General features: G+C 67.4%; 11 protein-coding genes. 8 read left to right on the top strand and 3 right to left on the bottom strand.

Going from position 1 to position 16,606, the window contains the following annotated elements; translation table 11 throughout:
* Positions 1–74 precede the first annotated feature (74 nt).
* The 7 genes from acnD to pbpC all read left to right on the top strand — a co-directional run bounded on the left by acnD (position 75) and on the right by pbpC (position 13,738).
* Positions 75–2,693: a Fe/S-dependent 2-methylisocitrate dehydratase AcnD gene (gene acnD / locus AC5P7F_RS03190; protein WP_111206439.1), complete on the top strand. Its 2,619-nt coding sequence runs from the start codon at positions 75–77 to the stop codon at positions 2,691–2,693.
* Between the two features lie 99 nt (positions 2,694–2,792).
* Positions 2,793–3,050: a type II toxin-antitoxin system ParD family antitoxin gene (locus AC5P7F_RS03185; RefSeq protein WP_014648042.1), complete on the top strand. Its 258-nt coding sequence runs from the start codon at positions 2,793–2,795 to the stop codon at positions 3,048–3,050.
* Positions 3,037–3,363: a type II toxin-antitoxin system RelE/ParE family toxin gene (locus AC5P7F_RS03180; protein ID WP_164077791.1), complete on the top strand. Its 327-nt coding sequence runs from the start codon at positions 3,037–3,039 to the stop codon at positions 3,361–3,363. Before AC5P7F_RS03185 ends, AC5P7F_RS03180 begins: the two co-directional genes overlap by 14 nt.
* A 23-nt stretch (positions 3,364–3,386) precedes the next feature.
* Positions 3,387–4,565 (top strand): 2-methylaconitate cis-trans isomerase PrpF, encoded by a 1,179-nt coding sequence (gene prpF / locus AC5P7F_RS03175; protein WP_046431995.1) that lies wholly within the window; start codon positions 3,387–3,389, stop codon positions 4,563–4,565.
* A gap of 146 nt (positions 4,566–4,711) precedes the next feature.
* Positions 4,712–6,172 (top strand): bifunctional 2-methylcitrate dehydratase/aconitate hydratase, encoded by a 1,461-nt coding sequence (locus AC5P7F_RS03170; RefSeq protein ID WP_014648039.1) that lies wholly within the window; start codon positions 4,712–4,714, stop codon positions 6,170–6,172.
* A 227-nt stretch (positions 6,173–6,399) separates the two neighbouring features.
* Entirely contained in the window at positions 6,400–11,307 is a 4,908-nt protein-coding gene (locus AC5P7F_RS03165) for an alpha-2-macroglobulin family protein (protein ID WP_495204132.1), read from the top strand.
* 49 nt (positions 11,308–11,356) lie between these two features.
* On the top strand, positions 11,357–13,738 hold the full coding sequence (gene pbpC, locus AC5P7F_RS03160; RefSeq protein ID WP_111206446.1) for a penicillin-binding protein 1C: 2,382 nt from the start codon (positions 11,357–11,359) through the stop codon (positions 13,736–13,738).
* A 117-nt stretch (positions 13,739–13,855) separates the two neighbouring features.
* Here pbpC and AC5P7F_RS03155 read toward each other — a convergent pair whose 3' ends face one another.
* Together AC5P7F_RS03155 and AC5P7F_RS03150 are read right to left on the bottom strand one after the other, a co-directional pair.
* Positions 13,856–14,431, bottom strand: coding sequence for a ferritin-like domain-containing protein (locus AC5P7F_RS03155; RefSeq protein WP_014648036.1), 576 nt, complete (start codon positions 14,429–14,431; stop codon positions 13,856–13,858).
* Positions 14,432–14,460: 29 nt separating this feature from the next.
* Positions 14,461–14,943 carry a peroxiredoxin gene (locus AC5P7F_RS03150; RefSeq protein WP_142235294.1) on the bottom strand — a complete coding sequence of 161 codons (483 nt, stop codon included), beginning with the start codon at positions 14,941–14,943 and terminating at the stop codon, positions 14,461–14,463.
* 261 nt (positions 14,944–15,204) lie between these two features.
* Here AC5P7F_RS03150 and AC5P7F_RS03145 point away from each other — a divergent pair, with 261 nt between their 5' ends.
* On the top strand, positions 15,205–16,092 hold the full coding sequence (locus AC5P7F_RS03145) for a DnaJ C-terminal domain-containing protein (RefSeq protein ID WP_012511838.1): 888 nt from the start codon (positions 15,205–15,207) through the stop codon (positions 16,090–16,092).
* A 98-nt stretch (positions 16,093–16,190) separates the two neighbouring features.
* Here AC5P7F_RS03145 and pilH read toward each other — a convergent pair whose 3' ends face one another.
* Positions 16,191–16,562 (bottom strand): twitching motility response regulator PilH, encoded by a 372-nt coding sequence (pilH, locus tag AC5P7F_RS03140; RefSeq protein ID WP_164077789.1) that lies wholly within the window; start codon positions 16,560–16,562, stop codon positions 16,191–16,193.
* Positions 16,563–16,606: the final 44 nt, after the last annotated feature.

The raw sequence follows: 16,606 nt of genomic DNA, 5'->3' as shown, positions 1-16,606 counted from the left end.
CGGCCGCATGCCGGCCGGGTGCTTTCGCCGCCGCACCGCCGGCACCCGGCCCGCCCCAAGCACTCCGCCAGCCCATGAATACCGATTACCGCAAGAACCTCCCCGGCAGCGCGCTGGACTATTTCGACGCGCGCGCCGCTGTCGATGCGATCCAGCCCGGCGCCTATGCCACCCTGCCGTACACCTCGCGCGTGCTGGCCGAGAACCTGGTGCGCCGCTGCGATCCGGCCACGCTCGGCGATTCGCTGAAGCAGCTGATCGAGCGCCGTCGCGACCTCGACTTCCCGTGGTTCCCGGCACGCGTGGTGTGCCACGACATCCTCGGCCAGACCGCGCTGGTGGACCTGGCCGGCCTGCGTGATGCGATCGCCGACAAGGGCGGCGACCCGGCCAAGGTCAATCCGGTGGTGCCGGTGCAGTTGATCGTCGATCACTCGCTGGCGGTGGAATGCGGTGGCTACGATCCGCAGGCGTTCGAGAAGAACCGCGCCATCGAGGATCGCCGCAACGAAGACCGTTTCCACTTCATCGACTGGACCAAGCAGGCGTTCCAGAACGTGGACGTGATTCCGCCAGGCAACGGCATCATGCACCAGATCAACCTGGAGAAGATGTCGCCGGTGATCTACGTGCAGGACGGCGTAGCCTTCCCGGATACCTGCGTGGGCACCGACAGCCACACCCCGCACGTCGACGCGCTGGGCGTGATCGCGATTGGTGTTGGCGGCCTGGAAGCGGAGAACGTGATGCTGGGCCGCGCGTCGTGGATGCGCCTGCCGGATATCATCGGCGTCGAGCTGACCGGCAGGCCGCAGCCGGGCATCACCGCCACCGACGTGGTGCTGGCACTGACCGAGTTCCTGCGCAAGGAACGCGTGGTGGGTGCGTATCTTGAATTCTTCGGCGAGGGGGCGTCGGCACTGACCATCGGTGACCGCGCCACCATCTCCAACATGTGCCCCGAATACGGCGCCACCGCCGCGATGTTCTATATCGACGGGCAGACCATCGATTACCTGCGCCTGACCGGCCGCGAGGAATCGCAGGTGGCGCTGGTGGAGAACTATGCCCGCACCACCGGCCTGTGGGCCGATGACCTGGCCACCGCGCAGTACGAGCGCGTGCTGCGCTTCGACTTGTCCAGCGTGGTGCGCAACATGGCTGGCCCGTCCAACCCGCACAAGCGCGTGGCCACCGCCGAGCTGGCCGAGCGCGGCATCGCCGACGAAGCCAAGCTGGCAGCGGGCAGGGCCGAGCAGGCGCAGGGCCTGATGCCCGACGGCGCGGTGATCATCGCCGCCATCACCAGCTGCACCAACACCTCCAACCCGCGCAACGTGATCGCTGCCGCACTGCTGGCGCGCAAGGCCAACGAACGTGGCCTGCTGCGCAAGCCGTGGGTGAAGTCGTCGCTGGCGCCGGGCTCGAAGGCGGTGCAGCTGTACCTGGAAGAATCCGGCCTGCTGCCGGACCTGGAAAAGCTCGGCTTCGGCATCGTCGCCTTCGCCTGCACCACCTGCAACGGAATGAGCGGCGCGCTGGATCCGGCCATCCAGCAGGAGATCATCGATCGCGACCTGTACGCCACGGCCGTGCTGTCGGGCAACCGCAACTTCGATGGCCGCATCCACCCGTATGCGAAGCAGGCCTTCCTGGCGTCGCCGCCGCTGGTGATCGCCTATGCCATCGCCGGCACCGTGCGCTTCGACATCGAGAAGGACGTGCTGGGCGTGGATGCCGAGGGCAACGAGGTGCGCCTGAAGGACATCTGGCCGAGCGATGCCGAGATCGACGCGGTGGTGAAGGCCTCGGTGAAGCCCGAGCAGTTCCGCCGCGTCTACAACCCGATGTTCAACGTGCGCGTGGAGCATGGCGCGGCGGTCAGCCCGCTGTACGACTGGCGCCCGCAGAGCACCTACATCCGCCGTCCGCCGTACTGGGAGGGCGCACTGGCCGGTGAGCGCACACTGTCGGGCATGCGTGCGCTGGCGGTGCTGCCGGACAACATCACCACCGACCACCTGTCGCCGTCCAACGCGATCCTGGCGTCCAGTGCCGCCGGCGAATACCTGGCGAAGATGGGCCTGCCGGAAGAGGACTTCAATTCCTACGCCACCCACCGCGGTGACCACCTGACCGCACAGCGCGCCACCTTCGCCAACCCGAAGCTGTTCAATGAAATGGTGCGCAACGACGATGGCAGCGTGAAGCAGGGTTCGCTGGCGCGCGTGGAGCCGGAAGGCAAGGTGATGCGCATGTGGGAAGCGATCGAGACCTACATGGACCGCAAGCAGCCGCTGATCATCATCGCCGGTGCCGACTATGGCCAGGGCAGCTCGCGTGACTGGGCCGCCAAGGGCGTGCGCCTGGCCGGTGTGGAAGCGATCGTGGCCGAAGGCTTCGAACGCATCCACCGCACCAACCTGATCGGCATGGGCGTGCTGCCGCTGGAGTTCAAGCCGGGCACCACCCGCCTGACCCTGGGCATCGACGGTACCGAGACCTTCGACGTGATCGGCGAGCGCACCCCGCGCGCCGACCTGACCCTGGTCATCCACCGCCGTGACGGCCAGGACGTGATCGTGCCAGTGACCTGCCGCCTGGACAGCGACGAGGAAGTGGCGATCTACGAAGCCGGTGGCGTGCTGCAGCGCTTCGCCCAGGACTTCCTGGAAGGGGCCAAGGTGGCGTGATACCGGCCTGAATGCCTGCCCCCGGAGGCCGGGGGCGGCTTGTCCGACACCCGGGCAGGGCGCACACTGACTTGGCAAAAACTGCCAAAGGAGAGTTTCATGGCCACCATGAACATTTCGCTGACCGATCCGCTCAAGCAGTTCGTGGACGAGGAAGTGCGTGAAGGCGGCTACTCCAGTACGTCGGACTACGTGCGTGACCTGATCCGCCAGCGCCAGCGCAGCAAGGCCGAAGAGCTGCTCAAGCAGTTGATAGCGGAGGGGCTGGCTTCTGGTCCAGGCGTTGCGGTGACGGCCGACACATTCGAGCGCATGCGTCGCGAACTGACCGAAAGGTTGGAGCGTGAAGGTGATTGAATGGCGGCCAAGGGCCGAAGCCGACGTAGCCGATGCCGCACTGTGGTTTGCACGGCAGGGTGGGCTGGTACTGGGTCGGCGCTTTCTCGCCGAGTTGGAGGCCACGCTTCAACGCATCGCCGTGTTTCCAGGCTCGGGTTCCACCCGGCACGCCGACCTCGCAGCACAGCTGCCGGTGTCGTTGCGGTTCATGCTGGTTCCGGGCTTCGAACGCTACCTCGTCTATTACCTCGATCTACCGGACCGCGTGGACATCATGCGTGTGTGGTGCGTTGATCGTGGTCTTGACGCACTGATGCAAGACATTTCCTGAAATTCAAACGCGTGGATTCGACGATGACCTTCCTCCCGCAACTCCGTATTCCCGCCACCTACATGCGCGGCGGCACCAGCAAGGGCGTGTTCTTCCGCCTGCAGGACCTGCCCGAAGCCGCTCAGGTGCCGGGCGCCGCGCGCGATGCGCTGCTGATGCGCGTGATCGGCTCGCCCGATCCGTATGGCAAGCAGACCGACGGCATGGGCGGTGCCACCTCCAGCACCAGCAAGTGCGTGATCATCTCCACCGCCTCGGTGCCGGACCACGATGTGGACTACCTGTACGGCCAGGTCTCGATCGACACCGCCTTCGTCGATTGGAGCGGCAACTGCGGCAACCTCAGTACGGCAGTGGGTCCGTTCGCGATCGCCAATGGGCTGATCGATCCGGCCCGGGTGCCGCGCGATGGCCTGTGCACCGTGCGCATCTGGCAGGCCAACATCGGCAAGACCATCATCGCCCACGTGCCGATGCGCGATGGCGAAGTGCAGGAGATCGGCGATTTCGAGCTGGATGGCGTGACCTTCCCGGCCGCCGAGATCCAGCTGGAGTTCATCGATCCGTCCGATGACGGCGATGCGGGCGCGATGTTCCCGACCGGCAACCTGGTCGACACCTTGGACGTGCCGGGCGTCGGCAGTTTTGAGGTGACCATGATCACCGCCGGCATTCCGACCATCTTCCTCAATGCGGCAGACCTGGGCTACACCGGCACCGAGCTGCAGCCTGCGATCAACGAGGACAAGGGAGCGCTGGAGCGCTTCGAGAAGATCCGCGCCTACGGCGCCTTGCGCATGGGTCTGATCAGGAACCTGGAAGATGCGGCCACCCGCCAGCACACGCCGAAGGTGGCCTTCGTGGCGCCGGCACGGGACTACGTGTCCTCCAGCGGCAAGGCCATTCCGGCCTCGGCCATCGACCTGCACGCGCGGGCGTTGTCGATGGGCAAGCTGCACCACGCGATGATGGGCACCGCCGCCGTGGCGATCGGCACTGCGGCGGCGATTCCGGGCACGCTGGTCAATCGCGCGGCCGGTGGTGGTGAACGCGAAGCGGTGACCTTCGGCCACCCTTCCGGCACGCTGCGCGTGGGTGCGCAGGCCGGCCTTGTTGACGGCCAGTGGACAGTGACCAAGGCCATCATGAGCCGCAGCGCCCGCGTATTGATGGAAGGCAAGGTGCGGGTGCCGGCCGAATAACCAGCCGGTCGGCGCTGGCATCACATGCTTCGGTAGATGCCAACCTTGGTTGGCATGGCATTGGCACCGCCCGGGCAACGTCCAGCGCCAACCAAGGTTGGCGACTACCGGGAGGCGCGGCCTGAGCTCTGAAGAGGAGATCGACGATGTCTGACAGCCACACCCCATCCAACGAGCGTGCAGCGTGGGATGCGCTGCTGGTGGACATCGTCGATTACGTACGCGACGCGCGCATCGACTCCCCCCTGGCCTTCCAGACCGCGCACTACTGCCTGCTCGACACGCTGGGCTGCGGGCTGGAAGCGCTGTCCTTCCCGGCCTGCAGCAAGCTGCTCGGTCCGCTGGTGCCGGGTATCAGCGTGGTCAACGGGGCGCGCGTGCCGGGTACGCACTACGTGCTGGACCCGGTGCAGGCCGCCTTCAACCTGGGCGCGATGGTGCGCTGGCTGGACTTCAACGACACCTGGCTGGCCGCCGAATGGGGCCACCCGTCGGACAATCTGGGCGGCATCCTGTCTGTCTGCGATTGGCTGGGGCGCAACGCGCAGGCCCTGCATCGCCCAGCGCCGACCCTGCATGACGTGCTGCTGGCGATGATCAAGGCACACGAGATCCAGGGCGTGCTGGCCCTGCAGAATTCCTTCAACCGGGTCGGGCTGGACCACGTGGTGCTGGTCAAGGTGGCCACCACCGCCGTGGTTGCGCAGCTGCTCGGCCTGGATCGCGAACGCATGCTCAATGCACTGTCGCTGGCCTGGGTCGATGGCCAGGCGCTGCGCACCTACCGGCACGCACCCAACACCGGCTCGCGCAAGAGCTGGGCGGCCGGCGATGCGACCAGCCGTGGCGTGCGCCTGGCGCTGATGGCGGCCAGTGGCGAGATGGGCTATCCCAGTGTGTTGAGCGCGCCGACCTGGGGTTTTGAAGCGGTATCGATGCAGGGCAAGGCGCTGACGCTGGAGCGACCGCTGGGCAGCTACGTGATGGAAAACGTGCTGTTCAAGATCAGCTACCCGGCCGAGTTCCATGGCCAGACCGCGGTGGAGGCGGCGATCACGCTGCACCAGCAGCTGCGTGCGATGGGGCGTCGGGTCGAGGACATCGCGCACATCGCCATCCGCACCCAGGAAGCCTGCATCCGCATCATCGACAAGCAGGGGCCGCTGCACAACCCGGCCGACCGCGACCACTGCGTGCAGTACATGGTCGCCATCGCGCTGCTGCATGGGCGGCTGGTGGCCCAGGACTACGAGGACGACGTTGCCGCCGACCCGCGCATCGACGCACTGCGCGCGAAGATGGCCTGTCATGAGGATCCGCAGCTCAGCGCCGACTACCTGGACCCGGACAAGCGCAGCATCGCCAACGGCCTGAGCGTGCGCTTCAGCGACGGCACTGAGCTGCCCGAGGTACTGGTGGAATACCCGCTGGGCCACGCGCGCCGACGCGAGGAGGGCATCCCGTTGCTGATGGACAAGTTCCGCCGGCACCTGGCCCATCGCTTCCCGACCACCCAGCAGCAGCGCATCCTGGCCGCATCGCTGGATCCGGTGGCGCTGGCGGCGATGCCGGTGACCGACTACGTGGACCTGTACCTGCCGGGGTAGGGGACGCTTCACCGGATCTGACACCGCGCCTGCTTGCCGGGCACGTGGCTCGACCCGCTTGGGTAGGTGCCAACCTTGGTTGGCACGGCCGACGCCAACCAAGGTTGGCGGCTACCGAGACTGCCGGCCAGCGGCCGGCACTACCCGCACCGCGGCAATTGCCGGATTTGCGTCAACACCTTGACGTGGCCTGCCTATAATGGCCGCCTCGATCAAGGAGTGACGACATGAGCGGTCCGGCACGGCGGAAGCGGTGGGGATGGGCGGCGGCCGTACTGGCAGGAGGCCTGTTGCTGGGGCTGGCCGGCTGCCGCAATGACAGCGGGCAGCTGCCCAAGGCCAGTGGTGAAGCCATCACCACCAAGGCCGAGCAGGTGAAGGAATTCACCCTGCTGCGTGCGTACCCGGACCAGAAGAATGACGGCCTGTCGCTGGCGCTGGAGTTCTCGCGCCCGCTGGTCGGCACGCAGGATTTCGACAAACTGGTTCGCTTCGAAGAGAAGGTCGGCACCGAGGACAGCAGCTGGACCCTGTCCGATGACGGCCTGACCCTGCGTTACCCGTTCGTCGAGGCCGGCAAGGAGTTCAGCCTGGTGGTCTCGCCGGACCTGCTGGCCGCCGACGGCAGCCGGCTGGGCAAGGAACTGAAGCAGAAGGTGTTCAGCGGCGAGCTGAAGCCGGTGGTCGGTTTCGCCTCGCAGGGCAGCGTGCTGCCGGCCAAGGACAGCCGCGGCTTGCCGGTGGTCTCGGTGAACGTGCCGGAGGTCGACGTCGAGTTCCTGCGCGTGCGCGAGAAGGACCTGCCGACCTTCTTCAGCCAGTACCAGCGCGGCGGCCGCCGTGGCAGCTGGGAGCTCAGCAGCGACTACGAGCGCAGCCCGATCAACAAGCTGGCCGAGCCGGTCTACGTCAACCGCTTCATCCTGGGTGGCAAACAGAACGAGCGGGTGCTGACCTACCTGCCGACCCAGGACATCAAGGAACTGCAGGAGCCGGGCCTGTACTTCGCCCTGCTCAAGCGCACCGGTGACTACGAGGGCGAGTTCGATACCGCGTTCTTCTCGGTCAGCGACATCGGCCTGCATACCCGTGCCTACAAGGACAAGCTGTTCGTGCACACCGCCGGCCTCAAGGACGGTGCGCCGCTGAAGGGCATCGACCTGCGCGTGCTCGACGCCAAGGGTGAGGTGGTGCTGAAGGGCAGCACCGACGGCAACGGCAATGCGCTGCTGAACTACACCCTGGATGCCACCCACGTGCTGGTCGCCAGCAGTGGCAAGGACACCAGCTTCCTGCCGTTCAACCAGCCGGCGCTGGACCTGAGTGAGTTCGCCGTGGCCGGTCGTGACAACGCCTGGTTCGACGTCTACGCCTGGTCCGGCCGCGACCTGTACCGCCCGGGCGAGACCGTGCGCCTGTCCGCGCTGCTGCGCGACAACGACGGCAAGCCGGTCAAGGCACAACCGGTGTTCCTGCGCCTGAAGCAGCCCGACGGCAAGACCTTCCGCGAGACCCGCCTGCAGCCGGGCGACCAGGGCTACATCAACTTCGAGCAGGTGATCCCCGCCGAGGCGCCGACCGGGCGCTGGCAGGTCGAGTTCCGCACCGACCCGGCCAGCAAGGAAGCGATCCAGGGCATGACCCTGCGCATCGAGGAGTTCCTGCCCGAGCGCATGAAGCTGGACCTGGACAGCGCGCAGAAGACGCTGAAGCCGGGCGAGGACCTGCGCCTGCAGGCCAACGGCGCCTATCTGTACGGCGCGCCGGCCGATGGCAACCGCTTCACTGCGCGCATGGCGGTGGCTGCCGAGCAGCAGCCGGTGGAGGGCCTGCCGGGCTATTTCTTCGGTGACCCGACCCTGCAGCTGCCGCGCGAGGCCAAGGACGTGATCGATACCACGCTGCCGGCCAATGGCCAGCTGCGTGAGGATGTGGCGTTGCCGGAAGAGGCGGCCAAGGCCAAGGCACCGATCGCCGTGGTGTTGTCCGGCAGCCTGTATGAAACCGGTGGCCGCACGGTCACCCGTACCCTGAAGCGGGTGATGTGGCCGGCCAACGCGCTGGTCGGCGTGCGGCCGCTGTTCAACCCCGACGATGGTGCTGATTCCAACGGCAACGCACGCTTCGAACTGATGCGCGTGGATGCCGCCGGCACACCGCAGCCAGCCAAGGGCCTGAAGATCACCCTGGTGCGGGAACTGCGCGACTACCACTGGACCTTCAACGACAACCGCTGGGATTACGATTTCACCCGCCGTTTCGAGAACAAGGAAACCCGCACCGTCGATGCCGGCAGCAGTGCGGTTGCCTTCGATTTCCCGGTGGAGTGGGGCGAGTACCGGGTGGACGTGTTCGATCCGTCCACCGGACTGACCAGCCGCTACCCGTTCCGTGCGGGCTGGAGCTGGGGCGATGACAACCGTGGCCTGGATGCACGCCCGGACAAGGTCAAGCTGGGCCTGGACAAGACCGGCTACAAGGCCGGTGACACCCTGGAAGTGACGGTGACCCCGCCGCACGCCGGCAAGGGCATCCTGATGGTCGAGACCGACCGCATGCTGTATGTGCAGGACATCGAGGCCAAGCCGGGCTCGACCTTCAAGATCCCGGTCACCGCCGACTGGGAACGCCACGACGTCTACATCACCGCGCTGGTGTTCCGCGGCGGCAGTGCGCCGAGCAAGATCACCCCGGCCCGCGCCGTGGGCGTGGTGCATGTGCCGATGGACCGCAAGGGCCGAACCGTGGCCGTCGGCCTGGTCGCGCCCAAGCAGATGCGGCCGGAACAGGACCTGCCGGTAACGGTCAGCGCACCGCAGCTGGCCGGCAGGGCCGCGCACGTGACCGTCTCGGCGGTGGACGTGGGCATCCACAACATCACCCGTTTCCCGGTACCCGACGCCGGCGCGCACTTCTTCGCCCAGCGTCGCCTCGGTATCGATGCCTATGACATCTACAGCCGGGTGATCGAGAGCTTCGATGGTGGCAGCGGCAAGCTGAAGTTCGGCGGCGACATGGCGCTGCAGGCACTGCCGCAGGCCAAGCGCCCGACCGCGCGCGTGCAGACCGTGGACCTGTTCTCCGGCCCGGTGCAGCTCGATGCCAAGGGCAATGCCCGCATCCGCCTGAAGGTGCCGGACTTCAACGGCACCCTGCGCGTGTCGGCGCTGGTCTACAGCGATGACCAGTACGGCAAGCGTGACGTGGAAACCATCGTGCGCGCCCCGATCCTGGCCGAAGCCAGCATGCCGCGCGTGCTGGCCCCGGGCGACCGCAGCACCGTGACCCTGGACGTGCAGAACTTCACCGGCAAGCCGGGGCAGTTCAACGTCAAGGTGGAAAGCGAGGGTCCGCTGAACCTGGGTGAGGGCAGCCGCAGCGTGCAGTTGAATGCCGATGCCAAGACCACGCTGAGCTTCCCGTTGTCGGCTCGCGAGGGCCACAGCGTGGCCAAGGTGCGGGTGCGGGTGGACGGCAACGGCTTCAAGGCTGATCGCCGCTACGACCTGCCGGTGCGTGCGGCGTGGCCGCAGGTGCTGCGTTCGCAGGTGCGCACACTCGATCCGCTGGCCGCGGTCAGCCTCGACAACAGCCTGACCGATGGCCTGATGGCCGAGTCGGTGAATGCCCGCCTGCTGGTCAGCCCGCTGCCGCCGATCCCGTTCGCCAGTGCACTGCAGGGCGCGCTGAACTACCCGTATGGCTGTGCCGAGCAGACCACCAGCAAGGGTTACGCCGCGCTGATCCTGGACCAGGCGACGTCGTCGATGCTCGGTGCCGACGGCCTGGATGCCAAGACCCGAAGAGAGCGCATGGAAGGTGCGTTCGGTCGCCTGGCGTCGATGCAGGTGGCCAATGGCAACTTCTCGATGTGGGGTGACGACGGCTACGTCAATCCGTGGCTGACCCCGTACATCACCGAGTTCCTGCTTGATGCCAAGGACGCCGGCTTCGCCGTGCCCGACAACGTGCTGCAGAAGGCGCTCAACCGGCTCAGCGAGGATCTGCTGTCCGGCGGCAATCAGTTCTATGGCCAGGAGGATCGCGAGAAGCTGAAGTTCGCCAACCAGGCGTATTCGGGTTACGTGCTGGCCCGGGTCAACCGTGCACCGCTGGGTACCCTGCGCACGCTGTACGACAACGAGCGCAGCAAGGCGGTCGGTGGCCTGTCACTGGTCCACCTGGGCGTGGCGCTGTCGCTGCAGGGTGATGCCAAGCGTGGCCAGGCCGCGCTGGCGGCGGCCTTCGCCAAGTCCAGCAGTGAACGTCCGTCGTACTTCGGCGACTACGGCAGTGCGATCCGTGATGACGCGCTGATGATCGCGCTGACCCACGAGAACAAGCTGGCCAAGCCCGCCTGGGATGCGCGTGCGGTGGATCTTGGCCGTGGCCTGGATGCGCGCCGCAATGCCGGCTGGATGTGGCTGAGCACGCAGGAACAGGTGGCGATTGCCCGCCTCGGCAAGGCCCTGGCCGCCAACCAGAAGGCGCTGGTGGCCGGTGAGCTGGTGATCGGTGGCAGCACCGAAGCCATCGGCGAGCGCAAGCTGTTCGGCCGCAACTTCAGCGCCAGTGAGCTGGCCAGCGGCGTGCGCTTCACCCCGCAGGGGCAGCCGCCGATGTTCGCCAGCATTGATGTGGCCGGCATCCCGCGCAGCGCACCGGCACCGGACAACAGCCTGCTGGGCGTCGAGCGCAGTTACTACGGCACCGATGGCAAGCCGTGGTCGCCGCGCCCGCTGAAGGAAGGCGAAGCACTGATCGTGCGCGTCACCGTCACCGCTGACACCACGATGCCCGATGCACTGCTGACCGACCTGCTGCCGGCGGGCCTGGAGATCGAGAACTTCAACCTGGGCGATGCCAAGCAGTGGGCCGACGTGGTGGTCGATGGCATCACCATCAGCGACCGTGGTGAGGCCGCCGACACCAAGCACGAGGAGTTCCGCGATGACCGCTATGTGGCCGCGCTGAAGCTCTCGCGTGGCAGCAAGGCCAACGTGTTCTACCTGGTACGCGCGGTGACGCCGGGAACCTACTCGGTGCCGCCGCCGCTGGTGGAGGACATGTACCGGCCGCAGCTGCGCGGCGTCGGCCGCAGCAACCCGACCACGATCACGGTGGTACAGCCGTGACCGCGCGGACGGGCCGCGACGGCGCGGCCCGTCCTGCTGGCAACCTGCAATGAACAACACGATGTCGATCCGGCTGGCGGCCCTGCGCCGCCGGCTGCAGCCGCTGTGGCCCTGGCTGCGCTGGGGTACGGCCGCCACGCTGGCGCTGCTGCTGGTGCTGGATTTCGCCTTCCCGCCACCGCTGCCGAAGCAGCGTGATACCAGCACCCTGGTGGTGGCTGCCGACGGCACGCCGCTGCGTGCATTCGCCGACGCCGAGGGTGTGTGGCGCTACCCGGCTTCGATCAACAGCGTCTCGCCGCTGTACCTGCAGGCGTTGCTGACCTACGAAGACCGCTGGTTCTGGCGGCATCCGGGCATCAACCCGCTGGCGATCCTGCGTGCCAGCGGCCAGCTGCTGCGTGGCGGCCGCATCGTTTCCGGTGGCTCGACCCTGACCATGCAGGTCGCCCGCATCCTCGATCCGCATACGCGCACGCCGTGGGGCAAGCTCAAGCAGATGCTGCGCGCGGTGCAGCTGGAAGTGCACCTGAGCAAGCAGCAGATCCTGGCCCTGTATCTGGAGCGCGCGCCCTACGGCGGCACCATCGAGGGGGTGGAAGCGGCCAGCTGGGCCTACCTGGGCAAGCCGGCGGCGCAGCTGTCGCATGCCGAGGCCGCGTTGCTGGCGGTGCTGCCGCAGGCGCCGAGCCGGCTGCGCCCGGACCGTCATCCGGAAGCGGCGCAGAAGGCGCGCGACAAGGTGCTGTCCCGCATGAACGAGCTGGGCGTGTGGACGGCGGACGAAGTGGAAGACGCGCGCATCGAGAACGTGGTGGCGCGCTCGCTGCGCCCGCCGCTGCACGCCGCGCTGCTGGCGCAGCGCCTGCACTCGGCGCATCCGGGCCAGGCACGCATCCAGAGCAGCATCGACATCGGCCTGCAGCGCACACTGGAAGAACGCGTGGCCAGCTATTTCTCGACGCTGCCTGAACGCACCTCGGCCGCCCTGCTGGTGGTCGACAACCAGACCCTGCAGGCGCGTGCCTATGTCGGCACGCTGGCGTTCGGTGACCGGCAGCGGCTGGGCCACGTGGACATGGTGCAGGCCTGGCGGTCGCCGGGCTCCACGCTCAAACCGTTTCTGTATGCCATGGCGCTGGACGATGGCCTGATCCATTCGGAAAGCCTGCTGGTCGATGCGCCGCAGAGTTTCGGCAGCTACCGCCCCGGCAACTTCGACATGGCTTTCAATGGGCCGATTGGTGCCTCCAGCGCGCTGCGGCTGTCACTCAACGTGCCCTCGGTGGACCTGCTGCAGCGGGTCGGTCCGGCGCGCTTCGCCGCACGCCTGTCGCACTCCGGCATCCAGCTGCGCTTCCCGCCGGGCAGTACACCCAATCTGTCGCTGATCCTGGGCGGCACCGGTGCGCGGCTGGAAGATCTGGTCGGTGCGTTCGCAGCGCTCAACCGCAACGGCATCGCCGGGCGCGTGCGCTACACCGATGACGAACCGATGATCGAGCGTCGCCTGGCCTCGCCGGGCGCCAGCTGGATCGTGCGCGAGATGCTGGAATCGAATCCGCGGCCGGGGTATAGCGTCGGGACGTTCGATGTCGGTGGCCGCCCGCGCGTGGCGTGGAAGACCGGCACCAGTTACGGGTACCGCGATGCGTGGGCGATCGGCAGCACCCGCCACTACACCGTGGGCGTGTGGGTGGGTCGGCCGGACGGCACACCGCTACCGGGCCAGTACGGCGCGGTGACCGCGCTGCCGCTGATGTTCGAGGTGGTGGACAGCCTGCCGCGCCAGCGCGGTGATTCAGCTGCTGCACCGATGCCGGCCAGTGTCAGCCAGGAGGACGTCTGCTGGCCCACCGGCGAACGTGCCGAGGGCCTGCCAGCGGCGCTGTGCCAGCGGCGGATGTCGGCCTATCTGCTGGACGGTGCGGCACCGCCGACCTTCCCCGAGCGCGAGGCGCGGCGCTGGCAGCCGGGGCGGCAGCGTTACCTGGCCGACGCGCGGACCGGTCTGCGTGTATCCGCTGATTGCCGTTTGCCGCATCAGGAAGTCGCGCGGGAGATCGCGCGTTGGCCGGCGTTGTTGTCGCCGTGGCTGCCGAAGGCCACGCGCGAGGCTTCGCAGCTGCCGGCGCTGTCGCCGGACTGCCGCGACGACGGGCGTGAGGCCAGCGTCGCGCTGCACGTGGACGGGCTCAATGACGGCGCCACGCTGGCGCGCGCGCCGAATTCCGAACACGGCGTGCGCCTGCAGCTGCGCGCGCTGGGCAGCGAGCAGGCGGTGGACTGGTTGCTGGATGGACGCTGGATTGCACAGACCCACGGCGCGCAGCTGATGCAGCGCGAGTTCGCCGATCCGGGCGCACACACCCTGACCGCGCTGGCAGCCGACGGCGCGTGGACGCAGGTGCGGTTCAACGTCCTGCGATAGGTGCTGGGAATGGCCCGTCGACCCGACGCATCCATGCTCTGGTAGGTGCCAACCTTGGTTGGCGCGCGATAAATGCGCCCACCAAGGTGGGCATCTACCAAGGCGTTTGCGGGGCCGCTATTCCCCGATCCACCCGTCCAGCAGGTCGGCGAACTCGTCGGCGTGTTCTTCCTCCTGCGCCAGGATCTCTTCAAGGATGCGCTTGGTGGTGGTATCGCGGTCGCCGATGAAGTTGATCATCTCGCGGTAGCTGTCGATGGCGATCCGTTCAGCCACCAGGTTCTCGCGCACCATGTCGCGCAGGTCGCTGCCTTCCTTGTATTCGGCATGCGAGCGCGTGGTCAGCGTATCCGGGTTCAGGTCCGGCTCGCCGCCAAGCTGGACGATGCGCTCGGCCAGCTTGCCGGCGTGCGCCTGTTCCTGCTGTGCATGCTCGAGGAACTCGGCCTTGACCGCGTCGGCCAGCATGCCCTTGGCCATGAAATAGTGCCGGTAGTAGCGCAGCACGCACACGTACTCGGTGGCGAGGGCATCGTTGAGCAGCTTGATCACCACCTTGCGGTCGGCGCTGTAGCTGTCGGTGATCGCGCCGTCTTCGATGTTGTGCCGGGCACGCTCGCGCAGGGTCTGACGGTCACTGATGCCGGGAATCCCGGCGGCGGGCTTGCTGGCTTTGGCTGGCTTGCTGGACATTGCTGGCCGTTTCCTTCTGCGGTGGGGAATCAGGTAGGCAGGTGCTCCAGCACGTACTCGGCGGAAGACACCTCGAACTGGCCCGGCTGCTCGATCCAGGCCGCACGCACCACGCCATCGACCACGTACAGCGCGAAGCGGCGCGAGCGCATGCCCATGCCCGAGGCGCTGGCATCCAGCTCCAGGCCGAGCGCGCGGGTCAGCTCGGCATTGCCGTCGGACAGCATCAGCAGGCCGTCGGGCACCTTCTGGTCGGCGGCCCAGGCTTTCATCACGAACGGGTCGTTGACCGCCATGCAGTAGACATCGATGCCGCGCTGGCGGAAGGCCTCGAATTTTTCGACGTAGCCGGGCAGGTGGCGGGCCGAGCAGGTGGGGGTGAACGCGCCGGGCACCGCAAACAGCACGACCTTGCGGGCGTCGAACAGCGAATGCGTATCAAGTGTTTCGATGCCCTCGCGGATGCGCTTGAGGGTCACTTCCGGAATGTGGTCGCCGACATGGATGGTCATGGGGAACTCCTTGCTGGGGCAGGCTAGTGGGCCGGATGGGACAGGGGCGTCAAGACATTGGAAAACCCGTGTGCAGGCCCCATCTTCAGGCGTTGCGGCGGGGGCTTCCAGCCACAGCCTGGGGCATCGGGATGGCAGCGGCATTGCGCAGGATCAGTCGGCCTCACCGGGGCCGCACGAGGGGCGGCGTAGCATCGCCGGCGCGTAGAATGAACCCGGGGCGGCGCCACCGGCGCGGCCGAAGCAGATCGAGGTAGCTGGATGGAATTCAAGGATTACTACGCCACCCTGGGGGTGGAACCGAGCGCGGGCGAGGCGGAGATCAAGACCGCCTACCGCCGGTTGGCACGCAAGTACCACCCGGACGTCAGCAAGGAGGCCGGGGCCGAAGACAAGTTCAAGGCGGTCAACGAGGCCTACGAGGCGCTGCGCGATCCGGAAAAGCGCGCAGCCTACGACCAGCTGCGCGCGCAGGGCTATCGCCCGGGCGAGGAGTTCAACGTGCCGCCGAACTACGGCGGCGCCGGCGGTTTCAATTTCGAGGAAGTATTCGGCGGGGGTGGCCCCAACGGCGGCTTCAGCGACTTCTTCGAAAGCCTGTTCGCGCGCCAGCGTGGCGGTGCCGGTCCGGGCCCGGGCTTCAGCAGCCAAGGCCACGCACCCAACCGCGACACCCGCGCCAAGCTGTCGGTCCCGCTGGAAGCGGCCTACAGCGGCGACAGCCTGCGCATCACCGTCAACGGCAAGCAGCTGGACGTGCGCGTGCCCAAGGGCATCCGTCCGGGCCAGGTGATCCGCCTGGCAGGGCAGGGTAACCATGGCGGCAACCTGCTGCTGGAAGTGGAGTACGCCGCGCATCCGCAGTTCGAGGTCGACGGCCGCAACATCCTCTATACGTTGCCGGTCACGCCCTGGCAGGCCGCGTTGGGTACCAGCATCAGCGTGCCGACCCTGGGCGGTGCGGTGGAGCTGAAGATCCCCGCCGACTCCGATGCCGGCCGCAAACTGCGCCTGCGTGGTCGCGGCCTGCCGGGCAGCCCGGACGGCGACCAGATCGTTGAAATCGAGATCGTGGCCCCGGCCGCGACCGACGAGGCGCAGAAGAAGGCCTACCGCAATCTGGCCAAGGCCTTCGGCGAGTCGATCTGAGCACGCCTTGCGGTCGTGCCGGCCGCTGGCCGGCAATTTCATGACCTGGGACGGTGACGCGTGGTTGCCGGCCAGCGGCCGGCACGACCACGCGCGTCTCAGCCCTGGCCGGCGAACACCCGCTCCAGCACCTCGGACAGCTCGTCTTCCGAGAACGGCTTGGTGATGTAGGCCTTGGCGCCCTGGCGCATGCCCCACATGCGATCGGTGTCCTGGTCCTTGGTGGTCACCAGGATCACCGGGATATGCCGGGTCGTCTCGTCGCGGGCGAGGGTACGGGTGGCCTGGAAGCCGTTGAGATTGGGCATCACCACGTCCATCAGGACCAGGTCGGGCAGCTCGGCCCTGGCGGTTTCGACCCCGGCGGCGCCATCGGTGGCGGTCAGGATCTGGTGCCCGAGCTTCTCGACGATGCGCTGTATCCCCAACAGCTGCGACGGTGAGTCGTCGACGATCAGAATGCGTGCCATGTTGTTCCCCATGTAATGCCCGCAGTGTAGTGCGGGCTCATTAC

Source organism: Stenotrophomonas sp. YJH_SMC_105-26, assembly GCF_059368915.1.
This window is presented reverse-complemented; position numbering and strand designations above follow the sequence as displayed.

Excerpts from the sequence above, each read along its gene's own strand:
- acnD (WP_111206439.1), top strand. The coding sequence starts at position 75 with ATGAATACCGATTACCGCAAGAACCTCCCCGGCAGCGCGCTGGACTAT.
- AC5P7F_RS03185 (WP_014648042.1), top strand. The coding sequence starts at position 2,793 with ATGGCCACCATGAACATTTCGCTGACCGATCCGCTCAAGCAGTTCGTG.
- prpF (WP_046431995.1), top strand. The coding sequence starts at position 3,387 with ATGACCTTCCTCCCGCAACTCCGTATTCCCGCCACCTACATGCGCGGC.
- AC5P7F_RS03170 (WP_014648039.1), top strand. The coding sequence starts at position 4,712 with ATGTCTGACAGCCACACCCCATCCAACGAGCGTGCAGCGTGGGATGCG.
- AC5P7F_RS03165 (WP_495204132.1), top strand. The coding sequence starts at position 6,400 with ATGAGCGGTCCGGCACGGCGGAAGCGGTGGGGATGGGCGGCGGCCGTA.
- pbpC (WP_111206446.1), top strand. The coding sequence starts at position 11,357 with ATGAACAACACGATGTCGATCCGGCTGGCGGCCCTGCGCCGCCGGCTG.
- AC5P7F_RS03155 (WP_014648036.1), bottom strand. The coding sequence starts at position 14,431 with ATGTCCAGCAAGCCAGCCAAAGCCAGCAAGCCCGCCGCCGGGATTCCC.
- AC5P7F_RS03150 (WP_142235294.1), bottom strand. The coding sequence starts at position 14,943 with ATGACCATCCATGTCGGCGACCACATTCCGGAAGTGACCCTCAAGCGC.
- AC5P7F_RS03145 (WP_012511838.1), top strand. The coding sequence starts at position 15,205 with ATGGAATTCAAGGATTACTACGCCACCCTGGGGGTGGAACCGAGCGCG.
- pilH (WP_164077789.1), bottom strand. The coding sequence starts at position 16,562 with ATGGCACGCATTCTGATCGTCGACGACTCACCGTCGCAGCTGTTGGGG.